Annotated in this window: 15 protein-coding genes; 13 read left to right on the top strand and 2 right to left on the bottom strand. The window is 62.7% G+C overall.

Translation table 11 applies throughout. The features are described 5' to 3' along the window. Nucleotides 1-10 precede the first annotated feature (10 nt). The 13 genes from VIZ63_RS12030 to VIZ63_RS11970 all read left to right on the top strand — a co-directional run bounded on the left by VIZ63_RS12030 (nucleotide 11) and on the right by VIZ63_RS11970 (nucleotide 17,906). Nucleotides 11-1,483 (top strand): autotransporter outer membrane beta-barrel domain-containing protein, encoded by a 1,473-nt coding sequence (locus tag VIZ63_RS12030; protein ID WP_331609867.1) that lies wholly within the window; start codon nucleotides 11-13, stop codon nucleotides 1,481-1,483. A gap of 34 nt (nucleotides 1,484-1,517) precedes the next feature. Further along, nucleotides 1,518-5,168, top strand: coding sequence for a hypothetical protein (locus tag VIZ63_RS12025; protein WP_331609866.1), 3,651 nt, complete (start codon nucleotides 1,518-1,520; stop codon nucleotides 5,166-5,168). Nucleotides 5,169-5,372: 204 nt separating this feature from the next. Continuing rightward, nucleotides 5,373-6,422 carry a type VI secretion system protein TssA gene (tssA, locus tag VIZ63_RS12020; protein WP_331609865.1) on the top strand — a complete coding sequence of 350 codons (1,050 nt, stop codon included), beginning with the start codon at nucleotides 5,373-5,375 and terminating at the stop codon, nucleotides 6,420-6,422. Between the two features lie 119 nt (nucleotides 6,423-6,541). Continuing rightward, complete coding sequence (gene tssB, locus VIZ63_RS12015) at nucleotides 6,542-7,042, top strand: type VI secretion system contractile sheath small subunit (RefSeq protein WP_184329728.1); 501 nt, start codon at nucleotides 6,542-6,544, stop codon at nucleotides 7,040-7,042. 38 nt (nucleotides 7,043-7,080) lie between these two features. Further along, nucleotides 7,081-8,565 (top strand): type VI secretion system contractile sheath large subunit, encoded by a 1,485-nt coding sequence (tssC, locus tag VIZ63_RS12010; RefSeq protein ID WP_331609864.1) that lies wholly within the window; start codon nucleotides 7,081-7,083, stop codon nucleotides 8,563-8,565. A gap of 134 nt (nucleotides 8,566-8,699) precedes the next feature. Beyond that, on the top strand, nucleotides 8,700-9,179 hold the full coding sequence (locus VIZ63_RS12005) for a type VI secretion system tube protein Hcp (RefSeq protein WP_331609862.1): 480 nt from the start codon (nucleotides 8,700-8,702) through the stop codon (nucleotides 9,177-9,179). An 80-nt stretch (nucleotides 9,180-9,259) separates the two neighbouring features. Then, the gene (locus VIZ63_RS12000; RefSeq protein WP_331609861.1) at nucleotides 9,260-10,057 is read left to right on the top strand and encodes a type VI secretion system accessory protein TagJ; all 798 of its coding nucleotides are present in this window, start codon (nucleotides 9,260-9,262) and stop codon (nucleotides 10,055-10,057) included. 39 nt (nucleotides 10,058-10,096) lie between these two features. After that, a complete protein-coding gene (tssE, locus tag VIZ63_RS11995) occupies nucleotides 10,097-10,600 on the top strand; it encodes a type VI secretion system baseplate subunit TssE (protein ID WP_331609860.1) in 504 nt (167 codons plus the stop codon). A 2-nt stretch (nucleotides 10,601-10,602) separates the two neighbouring features. Next, entirely contained in the window at nucleotides 10,603-12,480 is a 1,878-nt protein-coding gene (gene tssF, locus VIZ63_RS11990; RefSeq protein ID WP_331609859.1) for a type VI secretion system baseplate subunit TssF, read from the top strand. After that, nucleotides 12,444-13,472 carry a type VI secretion system baseplate subunit TssG gene (tssG, locus tag VIZ63_RS11985; RefSeq protein WP_331609858.1) on the top strand — a complete coding sequence of 343 codons (1,029 nt, stop codon included), beginning with the start codon at nucleotides 12,444-12,446 and terminating at the stop codon, nucleotides 13,470-13,472. The genes tssF and tssG overlap by 37 nt, the downstream gene beginning before the upstream one ends. Nucleotides 13,473-13,543: 71 nt before the next feature. Continuing rightward, nucleotides 13,544-16,261: a type VI secretion system ATPase TssH gene (gene tssH / locus VIZ63_RS11980; RefSeq protein WP_331609857.1), complete on the top strand. Its 2,718-nt coding sequence runs from the start codon at nucleotides 13,544-13,546 to the stop codon at nucleotides 16,259-16,261. 46 nt (nucleotides 16,262-16,307) lie between these two features. Next, nucleotides 16,308-17,105, top strand: a complete 798-nt coding sequence (locus tag VIZ63_RS11975) for a hypothetical protein (protein ID WP_331609856.1) — start codon at nucleotides 16,308-16,310, stop codon at nucleotides 17,103-17,105. Between the two features lie 3 nt (nucleotides 17,106-17,108). Next, nucleotides 17,109-17,906, top strand: a complete 798-nt coding sequence (locus tag VIZ63_RS11970; protein ID WP_331609854.1) for a hypothetical protein — start codon at nucleotides 17,109-17,111, stop codon at nucleotides 17,904-17,906. A 37-nt stretch (nucleotides 17,907-17,943) separates the two neighbouring features. Here the strand turns inward: VIZ63_RS11970 and VIZ63_RS11965 are convergent, their stop codons facing one another. Together VIZ63_RS11965 and VIZ63_RS11960 are read right to left on the bottom strand one after the other, a co-directional pair. Then, the gene (locus VIZ63_RS11965) at nucleotides 17,944-20,061 is read right to left on the bottom strand and encodes a Calx-beta domain-containing protein (protein ID WP_331609852.1); all 2,118 of its coding nucleotides are present in this window, start codon (nucleotides 20,059-20,061) and stop codon (nucleotides 17,944-17,946) included. Between the two features lie 22 nt (nucleotides 20,062-20,083). Beyond that, nucleotides 20,084-22,102 (bottom strand): autotransporter domain-containing protein, encoded by a 2,019-nt coding sequence (locus tag VIZ63_RS11960; RefSeq protein ID WP_331609851.1) that lies wholly within the window; start codon nucleotides 22,100-22,102, stop codon nucleotides 20,084-20,086. Nucleotides 22,103-22,154: the final 52 nt, after the last annotated feature.

Genomic DNA, 22,154 nt, shown 5'->3' with positions numbered 1-22,154 from the left:
GGACAAAAAAATGACAGCGTATGCGCGAGTGGCTGCGGCCGTTGCGGCGACCTGCGTCGCAGGTATTCCCGCTGCGGCATGGAGTCAAACGGCCCCCGGCGGCAGCCTGGTCGACATTGCGGAGGCAGCGGACTTCAATGCGCTCGAACGTGCGGCCGCTCGCGCCAACCAGGCAACCTATAACCAACTGGTTGGCGTTTGCGGTAACGGCATCGGCGCGGGATGCAGCGAGGGCGACCTGATCGTCTTCCAGAACACGCGCGAGCTCGTCGAAACGGCGAACGAGTTGCTCGGCAGCGGTTCGACCCGCTTCAGTCTCGGGCTGGATGCGGAGGGACTGGGATTCGCGCTGCGCTGGACCGCGGCGGAAGAAATGGCAGGGCAGGGCTCCGCCACGACACGATTCGCGGCGAGCCAGCTGTCGGCGCTCGCAACCCGGTTGTCCGTGTTGCGCTGGGGCGTATCGGGGCTGCGCACGGTTCAGAACAGCGGTGACGAACGCGATATCCGGCTGGCCGGCGTTGCGCGGGCGCTGGGCGCGGGGGCAGGCGCCGATGTTCCCGACGACTTCAACCGGTGGGGTTCGTTCATCGATGCGAGTTATGGCTACGGCTCGAAGGACCCGACCGATCTGGAAGATGCGTTCGATTTCGACGGTGAGGAAGTCACTGTCGGTATCGACTATCGCTTCACGCCCGCCATCGTCGCGGGCGCGATCTTCGGCTACTCCGCCAAGGAGATCGATTTCGATTCGTCGCTCAGCATCGTCGATGGCGGTATCGAATCCGACGGCGTCAGCGGCCTGGTGTACGGGTTGTGGGAGGGCGCCAACCTCTATGCATCGGTGTCGGCCGGATACCAGGTGCTGACGCACGATACGACCCGGCGCATCACGTACCCGTCGCAAAACCCATCGGTGGGCGCGGTCGATAGCACCGCGCGCAGCAAGGCGGACAGCGGCACCGTGATGGCTACGGCCAACGCGGGCTACTCGTGGCGCATGGGCGCCTTCTCGATCGATCCCACCGTCGATGTCGTCTACTCCGATACGACCATCGACTCGTTCACGGAGACCTCGATCGACAATATCTCGGGCTCCGGCACCGATCCGTTCAATCTGCGCATCGGCAAACAGTCCATCGAGTCGCTGGACGTGGCGCCGTCGATCAAGTTCCAGTACGTCTTTACGCCGTCGTTCGGCGTCATCATTCCGTACGTGGTGGGGCGCTATCACTTCGAACTCTCGGACGACGCTCGCACGATCTCGGCGCGCTATGCCGATGCGCTGGGACAGTTGTTCGGATCCGCCACTGACTTCGCCGTCAGCACCGACGTTCCCGATGACGAGTACTACACCGTCGCCGGCGGGTTCACCGTCGTGCTGCCGCATGGCCTCAACGGCTTCGTGCAATACCTCGAGGTATTCGATTTCGACGCCTACACCGATTCAGTGATCACGGCCGGATTCCGCTTCGAATTCTGACCAGTCAGCCACCGCTGCAAACGGGCGCAGAACCATGAAAATCACCATCCCGGGCGCTTTGATTGGGTTCCTTTGCGCGTGCGGCTTCTCCGCCTGTGGCGGGCTGAGCGATGTCGGGGACCAGGAAAGAGCCGATACCCCGCCCGATGCAGTGGTCACGGTCATCGGGCAGCCATCGACGCTGAGTGGTCAGACGATCACCGTGAAGGCGCGAGCGGGAAGCGAGCTGCTGTTGAGCGGCAAGGACAGCAAGGAGACGATTCTTCCGATCGTCACGTTCGACTGGCAGCCTCGCAACGCAGCGGCCGAGCGCCTGCCCATCATCAAGCGCAACAACAGCACGATCGCGTTCCAGGTTCCTGCGGATGCAGCGGCGATCGAGCTGCGGCTGGTCGTCAAGGACTCGGACGGCCGCAGCGATCAGCAGGATGTCACCATCCAGGTCGACTCCGTTCCGGATCCAGACCAGTTTCTGACCTACTTCGACGCACCTTCGACGTTCACTGTGGTGGCCGCGACGGCCGTCGACTATCCGCCCTGCACGACCTCCACGCAGACGGGTTGTCTGCGGACCGATGCGCCGTTCACGATCGATGTCGAAGCGCGCGCCAACTACTGGGACATCGCGGGTCGACGCAACGAGGGTACGACCGGCGTGGTCGTTTATTCGCGGTCCTTTACCGGGTCGTGGCTGGGCAATCTCGGCAGCAGCCGCGATTGCAATGCCATCGCCAATCCCGCCTTCCCGGTGCCGATGCCTCCCTTCGATGCGGACCAGGTGGCGGCGCTGGTGCAGAAAGCCGATCCGGATCGAATCGTCGATGCCTCACGCATCGACGAGGCGCTCGTCGCGGTATCCATCCGGATTTCCCAGCCCTCTGCCGGCCAGTTGGCTGCAGATGAACCGCAGGTGTGCGTCCGGGAGTTCGGTGCTACACCCGTTGCCTTCGCGGGCGCTGCCAGAGTGCTGAAGGTCACACCGCGCGGACACCAGGCCCCGGCTGAGCCTGCTCCCGCGCTCGATTTCACGACCCGCGAGCTGGCCGCGGCAATGGCTGCGGCAGCAGCCGAGCCCGACGTAGCGCTGACCCACGACACGTTCGATACCGCGACGGCGTACTACGCGACGATCGATCCGGCAGGCGCCAGGGCCACTTTCCTTGGCTGGCTCAAGGCGAACGGGTTTTTGCCAGCGTCAGCGACGGCGATCGATTGGGCGGCCGTCGCCAGCGGCTCCGATGCGCATGCGATCTACGTCAACAACTTCGATCTCGGTTTCGGACGCGACATGTACGCACGCAAGCGCTGCGGCAATGCGTCGAATCCGCAGCCCGGCGACTGCGATGTCGCCTCGGTGGTCGTGAACTACGGCAGCCTCGAAGCGGCGGCGAAGAAGCTCGGGCCGCAGCTTGCGGTAGCGATGGAGTACAGCCGCAACGGCGATGCCGGCGCCCGCTTCGTGAAGTTCTACACATTTGCGCCGGATGCACGCTGCAATCCAGCCAACCCGCCGAGTGGCGGATGCACGCAGTTCAAACGGGTTCTGAGCGCGAATCTGGACGGACGCGGCGAGAAGTTCATGCCTGGCGGATGCACGGTCTGTCACGGCGGCACACCGCTCGGGCCCGATCCCCAGGATCGTTCGCTCTATGCTGCCGGTGGCGATGTCAACGCGACCTTCCTGCCGTGGGACAGCAAATCCCTGCTGTTCTCGGACGATCCCGAGGCCGGTTTCATCGATGATCCGGCCAACGCCACGCATCACCGGCTGTGGCAGGAGACGCGCGAAGCCAGTCAGTCAGCGCAGATCCAGGCGCTCAACAGGCTGGCCTACCTGACGTATGTCGACCCGGAGGGGCAGGCCAACCGCTTCGAACTCTCGCGCCAACTGGTGGACGGTTGGTACTCGGGGCCGGGCGGCGCACATACACCGGACTTCGTGCCCCCGCAATGGAGCGTCGACGCGCGACATGTCTCGCTGTATCGCGACGTCTTTGCGCAGAACTGCCGTATGTGCCACGTCGCCCAGGTGCCAAATCCGGCGGCTGCGGGCGTGTCTGGTCTCGATCCATTCGACAAGTGCGGGCCGGAGAGCGCGGCGTTGCCGTATACGGGCCGCAACCACCAGATCGCCTTCGGCTGCTACGAGCAATTCGTGAACGCCGGTAACCTCGCGACCCGCGTAGCTGCGGGTCAGATGCCGGATGCGCGGCTCACGATGGACAGATTCTGGGTCGGCGCCGGGAAACCTGCGGCGGAGATACTGGCGGAGCATCTCAACGCGCCCATCGGCAATCTGCGACCGGCCATCCGTCCTTCGATCGTCGATGCCGAAGTGCTGCTCGCCGGTGCGACGATCGGCACTCAGCAAGCCTTCGATGCGACGGGTCAGCTGCGTGTCGCGCGTCGGCACTCGCTGGTGCGGCTGCGTGGAGCGATTTCAGGCGGGCAGGGCGACTTCAGCTGGAATGTGCAGACCCCATCGGGCGAGGCGGCGAAACTGTCATCGCCAACGGGTCTGCTGCCATCGTTGAGCCTCGACACGGCGGGCCGCTATGAGGCGACATTGAGCGTCGGTGGCTCGACAGCGACTCGCAGCATTCTCGTACCCGATTGGTCGCCGCTGGGCACGGCGCAATCCGCAACCATCGCACCGGGTACACCGAGCATGGATCTGGATGTCATCAGCGACGCTACCGTCATTCCAGATGGTGACACATCGGTACCGTTGCCCATGCGCGCCACCACGGTCGGCGAAAACGGCGACGGACCGCATGTGCTCACCATCTGCGCCAGTGACGCCGCGGCGGAGTCCTGCACGTCGACGTCACTGCAGACTTCACTCGGCGGGCAGGTGGCGGTCGTGGCGGACGTGTCGTTGGGCCGCAACGTCGTGCGCTACGTGCCGGGTTCACCGGGTACTGACACCTTCAGATACCGGCTCGCCGATGTCGATGGCGACGGCAACACAGCCACCTACGTGGCGTCGATGCGTGTCGTTCCCGAGCTGACGGCGACCAGTCAGTGCAACGACTCCACGCCGGCCCTCGGACAGTCCGGTGTCATTGCGCTGAATGTCAGCGGCGGCCTGGCGCCTTTGCAGACGACATTCGCTGACCCGACGGGTCTTGCGCAGAGTGGCGGCAGTTCATTGAGCTGGATCTTCACCGCTCCGGCCGAGCGGACCACGGGCAGCCCGAAGATCGTGACCGGTCGACTCTGCAAGCCCTATACGGTCAGTGATGCCACTTCGCCCGTTGCGCAGAATGCGCAGGCGGTGCTCACGCTACTGATCAGGCCGCGCGAATTCTGGATCGACGATGCGCAGTCGGATGGCATCAGCGACCTGCTGGCGGTCAATCCCCGCTGCATCGGCTGCCACCACGTTGATCAGGGTCCTCCGGTCGTACCGGCGGCCGGCAATCTGGATCTGGTAGGGACTCCTGAGGAGATCTGGCAGCGATTGAGTTCGCGGGTCGACACATCGAATCCGTTGTCGAGCAGCCTGCTGCAGTGTCCGGGCGGCGCGGGGGGGTGCAACAGTCACCTGGACTTCTTTGCCGATACGCCGTCCGATGACGATGATGTCTTCAGCCGGGTTCTGCGCTGGATCAAGGAAGGTGCGCAGAACAACAATGCCGCGAGCATGACTTGCGCCGTCGCGACACAATGCCCTCAACCGTAACGATTACTCGCGGTTGCGTTACGCATGGCACCGCAATGGTGAGATAGGCATGCAGCGTCGCTTGTCATATGCTCGCGGCATCACGATGTGGCCGACCTTGCCGCATTCATGTGACACACGTAACAGCACGAGCAGGCTGCGTCCGTTACAAAGCCTGTCTGTCAGCACGACAGCGCACGAGCGCCCACAAGAGCATCAAGACGCATGGCAGTCCTCGATATCGAAACCCTGCTGAAGCCCATTTCCGACGACGCACCTTGCGGTCGCGACATGGAGTACGACGCACCGTTCCTGTCACTGCAGGAGTTGGCGCGCGGCAAGCCTGAGCAGGTAATCGGCGACAAAGTTCGCCCGGCGCAGGATCCGCCGTGGCCGAAGGTGCGCGAGGCTGCGGAAGAGCTCTTCGGTTCGACCAAGGATCTGCGCGTTGCCGGCACCCTCTATCTGTCGTTGCTCAAGACGTCCGGGATCGCCGGGTGCGAAAGTGGTCTCGGAATTCTGCGAGCGCTGCTCGAACGCTATTGGGACAACGTGTTCCCGATGCTCGATGCCGATGACAACAACGATCCGACCTTCCGCGTGAACACGCTGGTCGCGGCTCTCGTGAGCGATGACGCTCTGGCGACATTGCGCCTGGCGCCGCTCGTGGAGTCCCGCCAGTTCGGCAGACACTCGCTGCGAGCCCATCGCTTCGCAACGGGTACGCTCAATGTCGAGGTGCCTGAAGGCACCGACCTGGCGCAGGAACTGGCCAAGATCGAAGGTGCGTTCGGCGATGTGGCGATCGAGGCACTTACAGCGACCGCTGCGGTGATCAGCGCCGCCAGCGATCACCTCAACGCCATTCAGCATGTCCTGCTGGACAAGGCGGACGGCATTCCTGACGACCTGAAGTCGTTGTCGAACGATCTGCGCGAGATGAAGGGACTGTTCGAAGCCCAGCTTGCCCGGCGCGGCGTTGGCGATGCAACGGCCGACGATGCCGGAGCAGAAGAAATCGGCGGCAGCGACGCAGGCAGCACCCAGGGCAGTCAACCGATCAGCGGCACGATCCGCAATAGGTCCGATGTCATGACGACCATCGACAAGATCTGCGATTACTATGCCAAGGCCGAGCCCTCCAGCCCGGTCCCACTTTTGCTGCAGCGGGCGAAGCGGCTGGTGGACAAGGACTTCATGGAAATCCTCCGCGACCTCACAACGAGTGGCGCGTCAGAGGCGGAAGTCGTTGTTGGTCTTGAGAAAAGGGATTAGTGCGGCGTAGAGTACCCGCCGACTCGGTCGGCGGTCTGGGCGTTCGCGTCATGCAATGGTCATGATGCAACTTCCCGCAACAAATTTATTGCACCATTGGGATTATCCGGGAGATTCGCGTGGCTAAAGAAAGCGGTCAGAAATTCATTGCGCGCAACCGCGCGCCGCGAGTGCAGATCGAGTACGACCTCGAAACCAACGGAGCGATGCAGAAGAAGCAGATCCCGTTCGTCATGGGCGTGCTGGCGGATCTGTCGGGCAAGTCCGCCGAGGAACTCCCCGAGATCGAACAGCGCAAGGCGCTCGAGATCGACATGGACAACTTCGACAGCCGTCTGAAGGCAATGAAGCCGCGTGTCACTTTCGCCGTGCCAAACAAGCTCACGGGCGAGGGCCAGCTGGCCGTCGACGTGACGTTCGAAAGCATGGACGATTTCTCGCCGGCCGCCATCGCGAAGAAAGTCGAACCGCTGGCAAAGCTTCTGGAAGCACGCACGCAGCTGTCCAACCTCGTCACGTACATGGACGGCAAGGCTGGCGCCGAGAAGCTGATCACCAAGGCGCTGCAGGATCCCGCGCTGCTGCAGTCGCTGGCTTCGGCACCGAAGCCCGCTGAATAACGGCCACGATCCCGATCCATTTTTCAGGAGTTTTTACGATGGCCGAAGCCAAAAGCGCCGGACAACAGCAAACCGGCACCGTCGAACTGGGTGACTTCCAGTCGCTGCTGACCAAAGAGTTCCGCCCCAAGAGCGATCGTGCGAAAGAGCAGGTCGAGTCTGCCGTCAAGACGCTCGCCGAGCACGTCCTGCAGGACAAGGACCTGATTGCCGACGATGCAGTCAATTCGATCAACGCGATCATCGCGGAGATCGACAAGAAGCTGTCCGATCAGATCAATGCAATCATGCATCACGCCGACTTCCAGCAGATGGAAGGCACCTGGCGCGGCCTGAAGCACCTGGTGTTCAACACCGAGTCGAGCGAGACGCTCAAGATCAAGATCTTCAACGTCGGCAAGAAGGAACTGGGCAAGACGCTCAAGCGCTACCCGGGCACGTCCTGGGATCAGAGCCCGATCTTCAAGAAGATCTACGAAGAAGAGTACGGCACCATCGGCGGCGATCCGTTCGGCTGCCTCGTCGGCGACTACTACTTCGATCATTCGCCGCAGGACGTCGAGTTGCTGCGCGGTATGGGCCAGATCGCAGGCGCTGCGCATGCACCGTTCATCACTGCTGCCGCTCCGTCGTTGATGGGCTTCGATTCGTGGCAGGAACTGTCGAATCCACGCGACCTGACCAAGATCTTCTCGACAGGCGACTACGCGGCCTGGCGTTCGCTGCGGGATTCCGACGATTCGCGCTACATCGGCCTGACGATGCCTCGCTTCCTGTCGCGTCTGCCTTATGGCGAAAAGACTGATCCGGTCGAAGAGTTTGCCTTCGAGGAAGACACGGCGTCGGCTGACTCTTCGAAGTACACCTGGTCGAACGCCGCTTATGCGATGGCGACCAACATCAACAAGTCGTTCTCGAATTACGGCTGGTGCACGCGTATCCGCGGCGTCGAGTCGGGCGGCACGGTTGCCGGTCTGCCGACGCACACGTTCCCGTCGGATGACGGTGGCGTGGACATGAAGTGTCCGACGGAAATTTCCATCACCGACCGCCGCGAGTCGGAGCTGGCCAAGAACGGCATGATGCCGCTGCTGCACCGGAAGAACTCCGATGAGGCCGTGTTCATCGGCGCGCAGTCCCTGCAGAAGCCGGCGGAATTCGAATCGGCGGAAGCAACGGCGAACGCCGCGCTGGCCGCACGTCTGCCATACATGTTTGCCTGCTCGCGCTTTGCTCACTATCTGAAGTGCATCGTGCGCGACAAGATCGGCTCGTTCAAAGAGCGCGCCGACATGGAAAAATGGCTGTCCGACTGGATTCTCAACTACGTGGATGGCGATCCGCAGAACTCTTCCGAAGAGATCAAGTCGCGCAAGCCACTGGCTGGCGCCGAAGTCGAAGTGAAGGAAATCGAGGGCAAGCCGGGTTACTACTCGGCGGTATTCCGCCTGCGTCCGCACTATCAGCTGGAAGGTCTCACGGTGTCGCTGCGTCTGGTGTCCCGTCTCTCCGGTGGAAAGTAAATCGACACCGGAAAAGAGGGATTCACTTCACAACGACGATAGGGTTGCTCGACTAACCTGCATCCGCGCTTTGAAGGAAGCGGGTCAGGTTGGTCAACGATTCAACGCTTTTAGCCGACAAATGGAGCATAACAATGGCAATTGATTCATTTCTGAAACTGGGCGCGCTCAAGGGCGAGTCCCAGGTCAAGGGTTACGAGGATCAGATTCAGGTTCTCGCCTGGAGCTGGGGCATGTCGCAGAGCGGCACTACGCACACCGGCTCTGGCGGCGGCGCAGGCAAGGTCAACATTCAGGACCTGAGCTTCACTCACTACCTCGATTCTTCGTCTCCTTCCCTGATGCTGGCCTGCTGCAAGGGCTCGCACTACCCGGATGCGACGTTGACGATGCGCAAGGCCGGTGGCGATCCGCTGCCGTACCTCGTCATCAAGCTGAAGGACATCATCGTCACGTCCGTGTCGGGCGGTGGCAGCGGCGGTGAAGATCAGCAGACGGAGAACGTGACGCTCAACTTCGCGTCGTTCGAAGTCAGCTACCAGCCGCAGGACAACAAGGGCGCCAAGAAGGGCGGCGCTATCGAAATCAAGTACGACATCGCCAAGAACGCCTGATCGTTCCTGTCGATTTTTCCTCTGCCCCAGGCGCCCTTCAGTGTTCGCATTGAGGGGCGCCGTACTGAATGGATCCCGATATGTCGCCTGAAGAAAGCGTCCGCGCCGGTAACCTTTCGCAGGCCTTGCAGGACCTGCAGCAGCGGGTCCGCGGCAATCCGGGCGATGCCAAAGCCAGGATTTTTCTCTACCAGTTGCTGGCCGTTCTCGGTCAATGGGAACGTGCTGCGACCCAGCTCAAAGTCGCCTCCGATCTCGATTCCAGCGCGCTGATCCTGGCGCAGATCGGGCGTCAGGCACTGCAGGCCGAACAGCTGCGGGCCCGCGTATTTGCAGGTGGCACGACCCCGTTGCTGATGGGCGAACCCGCGGACTGGGTGGCTGCGTTGCTCGAAGCCCTGCGTCTGTCCGCCGAAGGTCACTACGCGAAGGCTGCGGAACTGCGTGCGCAGGCGCTCGAGGGAGCACCGGCAGTCTCCGGTACGATCAACGGCGAAAAATTCGAGTGGATCGCAGATGCGGATTCACGCATCGGACCGTGCCTCGAACTGATCGTTGACGGCAAGTACTTCTGGGTGCCGTTCGATCGAATCAAGTCATTGAAGATGGAAGCACCGGCCGATCTGCAGGACACCGTCTGGCTGCAGACGGTCGTGACCTGGAGCAACGAAGGCCAGGTGCCCGCCCTCATCCCCACACGCTATGCGTCGACCGAGAGCAGCGAGGATGATCTGCTCAAGTTGTCGCGCCGCACGGATTGGGTTTCACATCCGGCCGACACATATTTCGGTGTCGGCCAGCGGATGCTGACCACCGACGGCGGCGACTATCCATTGCTGGAAGTCAGGGAGATCCTGTTCGACGTGCCGGCGGTCTGAGTCCGCACGGTGCCGAACCGGGTTGCAAACTGACGACCGATGGCTGAACTCACTTCACAGGAACGACTGCAGCCATCGCTGTTGGATCGTCTGACTGACGATGCTCCCGAGGCCAAGGAAGAAGGCCGCGACAAGCGCGTGCTCGGCCTGTCACAGTTGCGGCAGAGCGTGCTGCGCGACGTCGCGTGGTTGCTCAATACCGTCCATCTCCAGGCGAGCCAGAATCTGGAAGAGTGGGCCGAGGTCGCGAGTTCGACCGTCAACTACGGCATTCCCGATCTCGCCGGCACGTCAGTGGTGGGCCGGAACACGCAGGCGCTCGAACGAGCCGTGCGGCAGGCCGTGCTCAATTTCGAACCACGCATCCTTCCCGACACGGTGAAGGTGAGCGTGCGTATCGACCCGGAGCAGATGACCCGACATGCCATGTCGTTCATCATCGAAGGGCATCTGTGGGCACAGCCGGTGCCGCTGAGTCTGTATCTCAAGACCGAACTGGATCTGGAAACCGGCTCGGTCACCGTTGCGGAGTCCTCTCGCTAGTCATGGATCCGAAGATTCTCCGCTACTACAACCGCGAGCTGCTCCATGTCCGGGAGATGGGGGCCGAGTTCGCGCGCGAACACCCCAAGATTGCAGGTCGCCTCGGGCTGGAAGGCTTCGAGTGCGCGGACCCGTATGTCGAACGCCTGCTCGAAGGCTTTGCGTACATGGCTGCGCGAGTGCAGTTGAAGGTCGACGCGGAATTTCCGACCTTCACGCAGCACCTGCTGCAGATGATCTATCCGCACTACCTTGCACCGACGCCCTCGATGGCGATTGCTCAGTTTCAACCCGATCTGAAGGAAGCCGGTCTCGCGCTCGGCTACAAGGTTCCAGCGGGCACTGCCATGCGCTCCGTGATCGGCAAGGACGATCGCACTCCCTGCGACTACCGCACGGCGCATGAGATGCAGTTGTGGCCGCTGGAGATCAAGGAAGCGAAGTATTTCGGGTCGCCCGCTGGATTGGCGGCAATCGGCGTAACTCCCGGCGACGGGGTGCGTGCCGGCCTCAGGATCACGTTCCGTGCGACGGCGGGTGTGCCGCTCGCCGAAATGAAGCTGGAGGACCTGGTTGTCCATCTGAGTGGCGCCGATGCGCTGCCGGGTGCGCTGTACGAGGCGATCTTCGCCAACACGACCGGCTTCCAGGTACGGACGCCGGGCGCGAAGGGCGGTCAGGTGCACGTGCGTGGCCGCAGTGCAGTGGGGCGCTGCGGATTCGAGGATTCCGAAGCGCTCATTCCTTACTCGCGCCGCTCCTTTCAGGGATATCGGCTGCTGCATGAGTACTTTGCATTTCCCGAACGCTTCCTGTTCTTCCGGTTGCTGGAGCTCGGCCCGGCCATCCGGGCGCTGAACGGCAGCGAATTCGAGGTGGTGCTGTTGCTGAATCGCGCGGTGCCCTGGCTCGAAGGCTCGGTCTCCGGCGACAACTTCCGGCTGTTCTGCACGCCGATCATCAACCTGTCTGAGAAGCGCGCCGATCGCATCCATCTCGATGTGACCCAGCACGAATACCATGTGATTGCCGACCGCACGCGACCTCAGGACTTCGAGATCTATGAAATCCTGCGCACTGAAGGCTACGGCTCGGGGACCGAACCCGAAGTCTTCTTCGAGCCGTTCTATGCGAGCTCCGAGGCGACCTGGCACGGCAGGCAGAAGGCATTCTTCACGACGCGTCGCGAACCCCGTACGTTGTCGAGCAAGCAGCGTTCGCAGGGCCCGCGGTCGAGTTACATCGGCAGCGAGGTGTTCGTTTCCCTGGTCGATGCCGATCAGGCGCCCTATGCGAGCGAACTGCGTCAGCTCGGATTGCAGGTTCTCTGTACCAATCGCGATCTGCCGCTGCACATGCCGATCGGCAAGGGGCAGACGGATTTCACTGTCGACATCGGGGCGCCACTGACGGCGATTCGCTGTGTCGCAGGGCCGACGAAGCCGCGTGAGTCGATGGTGCAGGGCGAATACGCATGGCGCATGCTCAGCCACTTGTCGTTGAACTATCTGTCGCTGCTGGAATCATCGGCGAAGGAAGGAGCGACGGCGTTGCGCGAAGTGCTGCTGCTGTACAGCGATCCACATGATGCGGCCATCCAGCGGCAGATCGATGGCGTCCGTGACATTGTGGCGCGTCCGACGACGGGTCGATTGCCCGCGACCGGGCAGGTGTCCTACGTACGCGGGCTCGACATCCAGCTGACGTTCGAAGACGCGGCGTTTCAGGGACAGGGACCCTTCGTGCTGGGCGCGGTGCTCGAGGAGTTTTTCCGGCGCCACGTCGCCTTGAACAGCTTCACGCGCCTGACCTTGAAAACTCTCAACCGTGGCGAGGTAATGCGATGGCCAGCGAGACAGGGCCAGCGACAGATCCTCTGACGCAGCTCGCTGCGCTACTGGAACGGCCGCGCGAATTCGATTACTTCGAAGCGATGCGCCGTGTCGAATGCGCGTGGCGGGATCTGCCGCGCCTGGGTACGGCATCGCGTCCGGCGGACGAGCCAGTGCGGCTCGGTCAGTTAGCCTCGCTGAATTTTCCGGCGTCGATGCTCGCCAGTGTCGAGCCCATCGATGGCAAGCGTCTGAAGATTCTCGGCTACTTCTTCGGCCTGTACGGTCCGCACGGTCCGTTGCCGCTGCACCTGACCGAGTACATTCACGATCGCATCACCAATGCCCGCGACAACACGCTGGCCGAATTTTCGGACCTGTTTCATCACCGCATGCTCGAACTGTTCTATCGGGCCTGGGCAAACGTGCGCCCGACCGTGCACTTCGATCGTCCGGAACAGGATCAATTCGCGGGCTATGTCGCGGCGTTGGCGGGCTTCGGCAGCCCGGCATTGCGCGGCGCCGATGCCTGGCCCGATCGCGCCAAGTTGTATTTCGCCGGGCGACTCGCGGCAGGCGCGCGGACACGCGAGGGTCTCGAATCGATGATCGGGGAGTATCTGAATCTCCCGGTTCGCGTCGAAGAGTGCGTCGGCGAGTGGCTCACCGTCGTGCAATCTGAGCGCATGCGTCTCGGTGATCCCGATACCGGCCGGTTGGGGCAAAGCGTCCTGGGTGCACAGGTGTGGAGTGCGCAGCACAAGGTCCGGCTGGTCATCGGGCCGGTGGAGATCAGCAGCCTGCTGCAGTATCTGCCCGGCAGTCCCAGCCTGGAACGGTTGCGGGCAGCAGTGATGAACTACCTTGGATTCGAGTACGCGTGGGACATCCAGTTCATCGTGCGTCGAACGCGTGTACCCGGTGCGAAGCTCGGGCAGTTTGGTCATCTGGGGTGGACGAGCTGGATGGCACCAGAAAAATCGGCCGGCTATGTCGACGACGTCATCATCGACGTCTCGGAGCAGCCGATCGCGGCATGAGTCAATGATCGTGAGGCGGCCGTGCGTGCCGCATTCGCTCGACAAGAATTCGAATCGATTAGGAGAAGAGCATGACGAATTTCACCGCGGCTTCGCTGTTCGGCAAGCTGAACAAGCTGGCATATCGCTCGATTGAAAGCGCGACGAACTACTGCAAACTGCGCGGCAATCCAGAGGTCGAGCTGGTTCACTGGATTCATCAGATCCTGCAGCTGCAGGATTCGGATCTTCTGCGAATCCTCAAACAGTATGCATGTGACCCGGCACGCGTTGCGGACGGCATGACGAAGGCACTGGATGAGTTGCCACGCGGTGCGCGCACAGTCGACTTCGCGCAGGATCTCGGCGATGCAACTCGTGAAGGATGGATGCATGCGACGCTCAGTTTCGGTGAACCCCAGGTTCGCACCGGATACCTGATCATCGGGATACTGAACGAACGTCATCTTAAGAATGTGTTCCTGCGGATCTCGAAAGAATTCGAGAAGATCGAAATCGATTCTCTGGTACGCAATTTTGCAAAGATCGTCGAGGGCTCGCCGGAGGATGGGCAGGTCTCGAGCGACAACTTCAAGCTCGGATCAGCGGGTGCACCCGGCGAAATGAGTGGTGCCATCGCACCGGCGCAGCTGGGCAAGCAGGAGGCGCTCAAGCAGTTCACGATCGATCTCACCGAACAGGCCCGTAGCGGCAAGCTCGACCCGATCGTCGGTCGCGACAATGAAATCCGCCAGGTCGTCGACATTCTGATGCGTCGCCGGCAGAACAATCCGATCCTCACCGGCGAAGCAGGTGTTGGCAAAACCGCCGTGGTGGAAGGTTTTGCGCAGCGCATCGTGCAGGGCGACGTGCCGCCCAGTCTCAAGGACGTCACGCTACGTACCCTCGATGTTGGCCTGTTGCAGGCTGGCGCGAGCATGAAGGGTGAGTTCGAGAATCGCCTGCGGCAGGTCATCGAAGAAGTGCAGTCCTCGCCGAAGCCGATCATCCTGTTCATCGACGAAGCGCACACGCTGGTCGGCGCAGGTGGCGCCGCCGGTACCGGCGATGCAGCCAACCTGCTGAAGCCCGCGCTCGCTCGCGGCAATCTGCGCACCATCGGCGCGACCACCTGGGCCGAGTACAAGAAGCACATCGAAAAGGATCCGGCGCTGACCCGGCGTTTCCAGGTCGTGCAGGTCGATGAACCGAGCGAGGAGAAGGCCATTCTCATGATGCGCGGCGTCGCCTCGACCATGGAAAAGCACCATCGTGTGCAGGTGATGGACGAAGCGCTCGAAGCGGCCGTGAAGCTGTCGCATCGCTACATTCCGGCGCGCCAGTTGCCCGACAAGTCGGTGAGCCTGCTCGACACGGCGTGTGCCCGCGTGGCGGTCAGCCAGCATGCCGTGCCCGCCGAAGTCGATGACAGCCGCAAACGCATCAGCGCGCTGGAAACCGAACTCGGCATCATCGGCCGCGAGAAGAATGTCGGCGTGAACATCGGCACGCGCGAGAAGGATGCCAGTGAGAAACTAGCTGCCGAGAAGACGAATCTCGAAACACTCGAAGCCGCGTGGAAGAAAGAGAAAGACCTGGTCGACCAGATTCTCGAGATCCGCTCCAGGTTGCGGGGCGACGTCTCGAAAGTCGAAGGCACGGGCAGCAAACTCGAAGCAGCGGCAGAAGCAGCCGCCGCAGCTGCGTTGCCGGAGGCAGAGCGCACCGCTGCGATGTCGAAGCTCCATGAACTGCAGCAGCAGCTGGCCGAGATCCAGGGCGAGCGTCCGTTGATTCTGCCGAGCGTCGACTATCAGGCCGTGGCATCCGTCGTTGCCGACTGGACCGGCATTCCGGTCGGACGCATGGCCCGCAACGAGATCGACACGGTCATGCGCCTGGGTGAAATCATCAGCCAGCGCGTCATTGGTCAGCGTCACGCGCACGACATGATCGCCAAACGCATCCAGACCTCACGCGCAGGACTCGACAATCCGAACAAGCCGATCGGTGTGTTCATGCTGGCCGGCACCTCCGGCGTCGGCAAGACCGAGACGGCGCTGGCGCTGGCGGAGGCGCTCTACGGCGGTGAGCAGAACGTCGTCACCATCAACATGAGCGAGTTCCAGGAGGCGCATTCGGTGTCGACGCTGAAGGGCGCGCCTCCGGGCTATGTGGGCTATGGCGAAGGCGGCGTGCTGACTGAAGCCGTACGGCGCAAGCCTTATAGCGTCGTGTTGCTGGACGAAGTCGAGAAGGCGCATCCCGACGTGCACGAGATTTTCTTCCAGGTGTTCGACAAGGGCGTCATGGAGGACGGCGAAGGCCGTGTCATCGACTTCAAGAACACGCTGATCCTGCTGACGACCAACGTCGGTTCGGAACTCATCATGAACATGTGCAAGGACCCGGAGCTGATTCCGGAACCCGATGCGATCGCGAAGGCATTGCGTCCGGACCTGCTCAAGGTGTTCCCGGCGGCGCTGCTCGGCCGCATCGTCACGATTCCGTTCTTTCCGCTGTCCGACACGATGCTGCACGAGATCATTCGTCTGCAGCTCGGCCGCATCAAGAAGCGCATCACGCAGAATCACAAGATTCCGTTCACGTACTCGGACGAGGTGCTGAAACTGGTGGCGAGCCGTTGCACGGAACTGGAAAGCGGCGGCCGCATGATCGATGCGATCCTGACCAACACCATGCTGCCGCAGATCAGCCAGGAGATCCTGACGCGCCTGATGGAAGGCAAGTCGCCGAGCAAGGTCGCCATCGATGTGGCGGACGGCGATTTCACCTATCAGTTCGAATGACCGCGGCGCGCTCCCGGTGCAATGACCGGGAGCGCGGCTTCGGCGAATGACAATCGTCAGTAGCTTGTGGATCGGCAGCAGCCTCTCGCCGCTGGCGCGCGCCTGCATCCGCTCGTTCCTCATAAGGGGCCACGCGTTCCGTCTGTATTGCTATCGTCCGCCGGACAACGTGCCGGCGGGCTGCGAACCTGCGGATGCAGCGAGCATCCTGCCCGAAAGCCAGGTCATTCATTACTCGCGCGGTCCAGGCAAGGGCAGCGTCGCGCTGTTCTCGAATATGTTCCGCTACAGGCTGTTGCACGAGGTCGGCGGTTGGTGGGTGGACACGGACATGTTCTGCCTGACATCGACGCTCCCCGACACCGGCATTGTCCTGGCGCAGGAAGATCGGCAGGGATTGAACTGCGCGATCATGAGATTCCCGCCGGCACATGCGGCGCTGCGCGAAGGCTATGAGGAATGCGTTCGCCGGGGCGACGACGTCGAGTGGGGAGACACAGGCCCACGACTGCTCACGCAGTTGGCGCAGAAGCACATGCTGGCGGACTGCGTATTTCCATCAGGTGTTTTCTATCCGATCCACTATCGCCAGTTCTGGGTCATCTTCGATCCGCGCCGCGCGACAGCCGCAGGCGAGGCAATTGGCAACGCGGCCGGCGTGCACCTGTGGAACAACATGATCAGCCGCGCCAACCTCGATCTCGGCGTTCTTCCGCCGCGCGGCAGTCTGTTGGCCTCGATGTACGAGCAGACCATTGGCTACGACGGCTTCGATAGCGAATACGTGCTGGCCGACGGTTGCGCTGCGGACAGACTCGATCTGCGCATCGTCTCGCGCCACTGATCGATGGCCACCATCAGCGGGTTGTGGATCGGAGCGCGCCTGTCGCCGCTCGAGCGCTCATGCATTGCCTCGTTCCTCGGGCGCGGGCATCAGTTCGATCTTTACGTGTATGAACCGGTGGCCGACGTGCCTGATGGCTGTCGACTCGCGGATGCCGCGACGACCCTGCCGGCGCGACGTGTGTTCGCTCATTCCCAGGGAGAAGGGCGGGGCAGCGTCGCTGCCTTCTCCGATCTGTTTCGCTACGAGCTGTTGATGCGGCGTGGCGGATGGTGGGCCGACCTCGATGTCTTCTGTCTTGGCGATCGGCTGCCGGACGAGGACACAGTGATCGGGCGACAGGGTCAGACTGTCGTGAACGGGGCGGTGCTGCGGTTTCCGCCTGCTCACCCCCTGATCGCGGCTGCTCGGGAGGCGTGCGAGACGGCTGCAGCAGATTGTGCCTGGGGTGAGATCGGCCCGGACCTGTTGACACGCCTGGTGCGCGAACACGACTTGCAGTCGCGAGTGCAGCCGCCTGCCGTGTTCTATCCCGTCGACTGGCAACACTACTGGGCGGTGCTCGATCCGCGCCGGTCGGCAGATGTGCTGCGGCGGATGCAGGGGGCTGTGTGTATCCATCTGTGGAACGAGATGCTGAGGCGCATCCGGTTCGACAAGTTCGTTCTGCCGCCGCCAGGCAGCGTACTACGAATGCTCTACGAGGCGACTCTCGCCGTCGGCGCCTTCGATCGTGAATATGTACTGGCGGAGCAGTCGCCCCCCGAGGCGCTGCACCTCGAAGTTCGCGCGCGGCAATGAAGTCCGGGCCAGCGCCCGGACTTCCACTGCCATCGTCTCAGTACAGGTACACGGCACCCGAGTCAGTGACGCAGTTGGTGTCGCCTGCGCCGCAATCATCGACCTGAGTGCCGTTGAAGCCGGTGGCGCCGCTATCCTCGTAGGGGCTGCCGACAGCCACCGCGCTGCCATCGCCACTGACGGCGACCGAAGCGCCGAACAGGTCGTTCATCCTGGGCCCGGAGGCTTTGAGGTACGTCCGTTGCGACCACGTGGTCCCCGAACGCGTGAATACGTAGGCCGCACCCGCACTGGGTAGGGAATCATCGACCGTCGGGTCGACGCCCGCCCCGCTGCCGTCTTCGCCCGTGGCACCCACCACGAGTGTTTCGCCGTCGCCGCTCAATGCCAGTGACTGGCTGAAGCCCCCGTAGAGACCGGGGTTGGTTGCGATCAGCCGTGCAGTCTGCGTCGCGCCGGACGCAGACAGGTCGAACAGATACGCCGCACCGGCGGAATAGTACGTCGGGTCGCCCGCGCTGGCGGGTAGCAGGTCTTCGTCCTGCGCGCCAATCGCTACACGCGAACCGTCATGGGCGATCGACATCGAGCTGCCAAAACGGCTGTACTGGACGGGAACGCTTGGAACGAGCGTACGAGCGTACGTCCAGTTGCCGCCAGCCCGGGTGTAAACGAACGCCGATCCTGCGCCTTGCAGCGCGCTAACCTCTTGCTGAGGGGCTCCGACCACCAACGTCGTGCCCTGGTCGCTCAGGGCGATGGAGGATCCGAAGTAGGAGAAGGCTGCGGGTGTTGGCGCTGTGATCGGACCGGTCCGGGTCCAGGTGCCGCCCGACAGAGCGAACGTGTAGATGACACCGGCATAGTTGACCGGACCGGCAGTGATGGACCGGTACGGCACCCCTGCGGCAACGACACTGCCATCGGGACTGATGGCGACCGAAGCGCCGAAATTCTCGTACGTCGATGGCGTTTCCGCAGATTTCAGATACGCGGCCTGCGTCCAGGTGCCACCTGCAGCGCGTGTGAATATGTAGGCAGCGCCGGCGCCAGCGACCGAGTTGTCCGTGGGTGTGCCGTTGCCGCTGGCTTCGTAAGGAGCGCCGACGACCAGCGTGTTGCCGTCGCTGCTGAGCGCCAACGCAGAACCGAAGTAATCGTAGTCGTCCGCATTGCTGGCTTGCAACGTCACCGGCCCGGCCCAGTCGTTGCCAGACCGCGTATAGACGTGGACAAAGCCGGAAGAGGGCGTTGCTGGATCCGTAGTTTCATCGACGCTGACGGCCAGCGTACTTCCGTCAGCGCTCAGTGCGAGCGCGGAGCCGAAGGAGCTGTAGCTGATGGTCTCTGGCGCCTTCAGATATCCGATCAGCGGTACGCTCAATCCGGCTGCTGTCACGGACGGCGACTGCGTGCAGCCGGCAGAGTTACAGGCGGCGATGGCGTAGCGCACGTTGAGCCAGTCTTCCTGGTGCACGATCACGTTGACTTCGGTCGAGCGGGCGGATGCGGGGAGATCCGTGCCTACCTGGGCGAAGGTGCCGCTACCCGTGGCGTCCTTCATCACGCGATAGCTGGTTGCGCCGGTCGCTGCGGTCCAGTCGATCTTCAGCTGCTTGTATGCCGAGCTCAGGGCGGTTTTGGGTGCGGCCGGGGCCGCGATGTCATCGTCTGTGATCGTGATCAACGCCTGGTAGGGCGATCCCAATGTCGCGCTGCCTGTCGGCGCTGACAGCGTGATGGTGAAGGTTTCACCAAGCTCCGCGGCAGTGTCGTTGACGATCGGAATGTTCACCGTCTTGGCCGCGGCATCTCCGGCGGCGAACGTGACGGTGGTACTTACCGCGGTGTAGTCCTGCGGCTGTGTGGCCGAACCGTTGCTCGTGGTGACCGTGACGCTGACTGCACCGGCAGTGCCTTCAGTGCGAGTCACGGAGACGGTCGCATTGCCGGCGTTTTCCGCCACGGTGATGGAAGGCGCGCTGAACTGCAGCCGTCCGGCATTGCCTGTCGGGGTGCCACCGCCGTTGCCGCCGCCGGTTCCCGTGCTCGTGTCGACGCCCGTGCTGTCGGTGGTCTCGCCATCGCTGCCGCAGCCGGCAACGACCGCGCACAGAATCAGCACGCCGAGTGTTTTGATTGTTGTGTAGTTCATGTCGTGTCTCGCTGGGCCAGCTTCAACGGAACGTGTGTTGAATGCGCAGGCCGAAGGTGAAGTCCTGGTAGTCGACCGAGTCGAAGGCTTCCAGTCTCTGATATTCGAAATAGCCCGAGATGTCGTACGGGAACTGCGCCGAGAAGCCGGCTGCCAGGCGGAAGTACGAATCGTCGGGTTCTTCGGTGACGACGATGATCGGCGGCGACGGGTCGGCGGAGGACGCGAACGGATCGCTTGCGAAGCGCACGCTGAAGACCTCGGTCGCGTCTTCGAATTCGCGCACGTAGGTACCGCGGAAGTGAGGAACCACCACGCCCCAGCCTGTTTTCCATGCGTACGAGATACGCAGGCCGGCGTTGCCGGTGGCGGATTCGTAGTTCTGTTCGTTGTAGGCGAGGTTCAATCCGCCGGCACCCGCCTCGGTGAAGGGATCGATCGCCGTGTCGACTGCGAAATAACCGAGCGTCGGCGAAATCGTGAAGCCGCCTGCGACGAAGTCGTAGCCGACGGAAATGCCGCCGCTGAACGATTCGCCGCTGGTGGCGCCGCGGGCGGTACGATCGATCTCGCTGCCGCTTTCCGTGTAGATGATGTGGCGTTGCGAGTCGTAGTCGGCGTCGGCGTAGTTGAAGACACCGTCGAAGTAGAAGTTGCCGAGATAGGCCGAGCCGTAGATCGAGCCCGACAGCGATTTGGTCGCGAGGTTGCCCTGGCCGATCGGTTTGAAGTCCAGGTCGGATTTGCCGTAGCCGATCGAGAGGCCTGCAACGGTCGACATGCCGAAGCGATAGTCGACGCCGCCGGTGAATCCCCACTGATCGGATTCGAAGCCGTCGTCGGCGGTCGTGGCGTCTTTCTCGCCGACGCCATAGTTGCCGCGCAGCCAGAAGCCCAGCCGGTTGTCGAGCAGGCCGCCGGGTTCATCCGCGCTGGCGCCGCCGCCGAAGGCGCGCCGCAGACTGTCCGCGACCTGCTCGGCAGAGATGAATCTGTCGCCGATGCGGATGTTCAATCCGGCGACGGACGTGCCGCGTTCGCCGGCACGCAACGCCAGCAAGCGATCCATCACGCCTTGATGCTGGGTCCGCGAGAAGACCAGGGCCTGTGTGCGCATTGCGTTGATGTCCTGCGCGCCCAGTTCTTCCAGCGCCGTCTGCTGCTCGGCAGTGCTTTCGTCATTGATGATGCCGAAGCAGCGATTGAGCAGATCCTGCTGATCGGCCGTGAGTTGCGTGCCGCCTTCACCCTGATTGAGGCTGAGTTCCTCGAGACGCGGGCACAGACTGTCGAGGCTCTTCGCCACTTCGCGCTGATTGGGCTTGAGATCGAGATCGACGAGGGCCGGCTCGTCCGGTGGCGGTGCTGCGCCGACGGTGATGACCGCGGTGTCGGTCGCGGTGTTGCCGACGTTGTCGGTCACGATGAGCGTGATCTGATTGGCGCCGTCAGGCAGCGCTACGCTCAGCGTCGGCCCGGTGCCGAGCGGTGTGTTGCCGTCGCGGAACCACTGGTGCGTGATCGTGCCGTCGGGATCGCTCGATGCCGTACCGTCGAGCGTGACGACCTCGCCCGGCTGATTGTCGGAGTCCCCGATCGTGCGGTCGGGACCCGCGTTTGCAGTGGGCCCTTGAGTGGGCTGGATCGTGATCGTGACGAGATCGGTCGCGGTCAGCGTGCTCGAAGACGACGACGAACTGCCGTCGTCTTCGGTGATGATCAGGCGGATCTGATTGACGCCGTCGGGCAATCGCACCGACGGATTCGCGCCCGACGCGATCTGCACACCCTGCGCATTGGTCCAGACATACGAGGAAATCTGGGTCTGGCCGGGAACGGAGGACTGCGAAGCCGTGCCGTCCAGCGTCACCGGCTCGCCTGGCAAGCCATCGGAGTCGACCACGGTCTGGTCCGGGCCGGCTTCCGCGGTCTGCGCCTGCACGTTCGTAGAAATGAAGTACATCGGAGCCAGTGCGGCCGACGCCATGAGTGCGCGACGGACAGCACGACTGATCTCCGCACCTTTCGTGTGCTTCTCCACTGTGACTGCTCTCCCGTTTTGTTAGTTGAATTCTTGCGGTTGCGACGTGCGT

Source organism: Povalibacter sp. (assembly GCF_036520495.1).
Classification (GTDB): domain Bacteria; phylum Pseudomonadota; class Gammaproteobacteria; order Steroidobacterales; family Steroidobacteraceae; genus Steroidobacter.
This window is presented reverse-complemented; position numbering and strand designations above follow the sequence as displayed.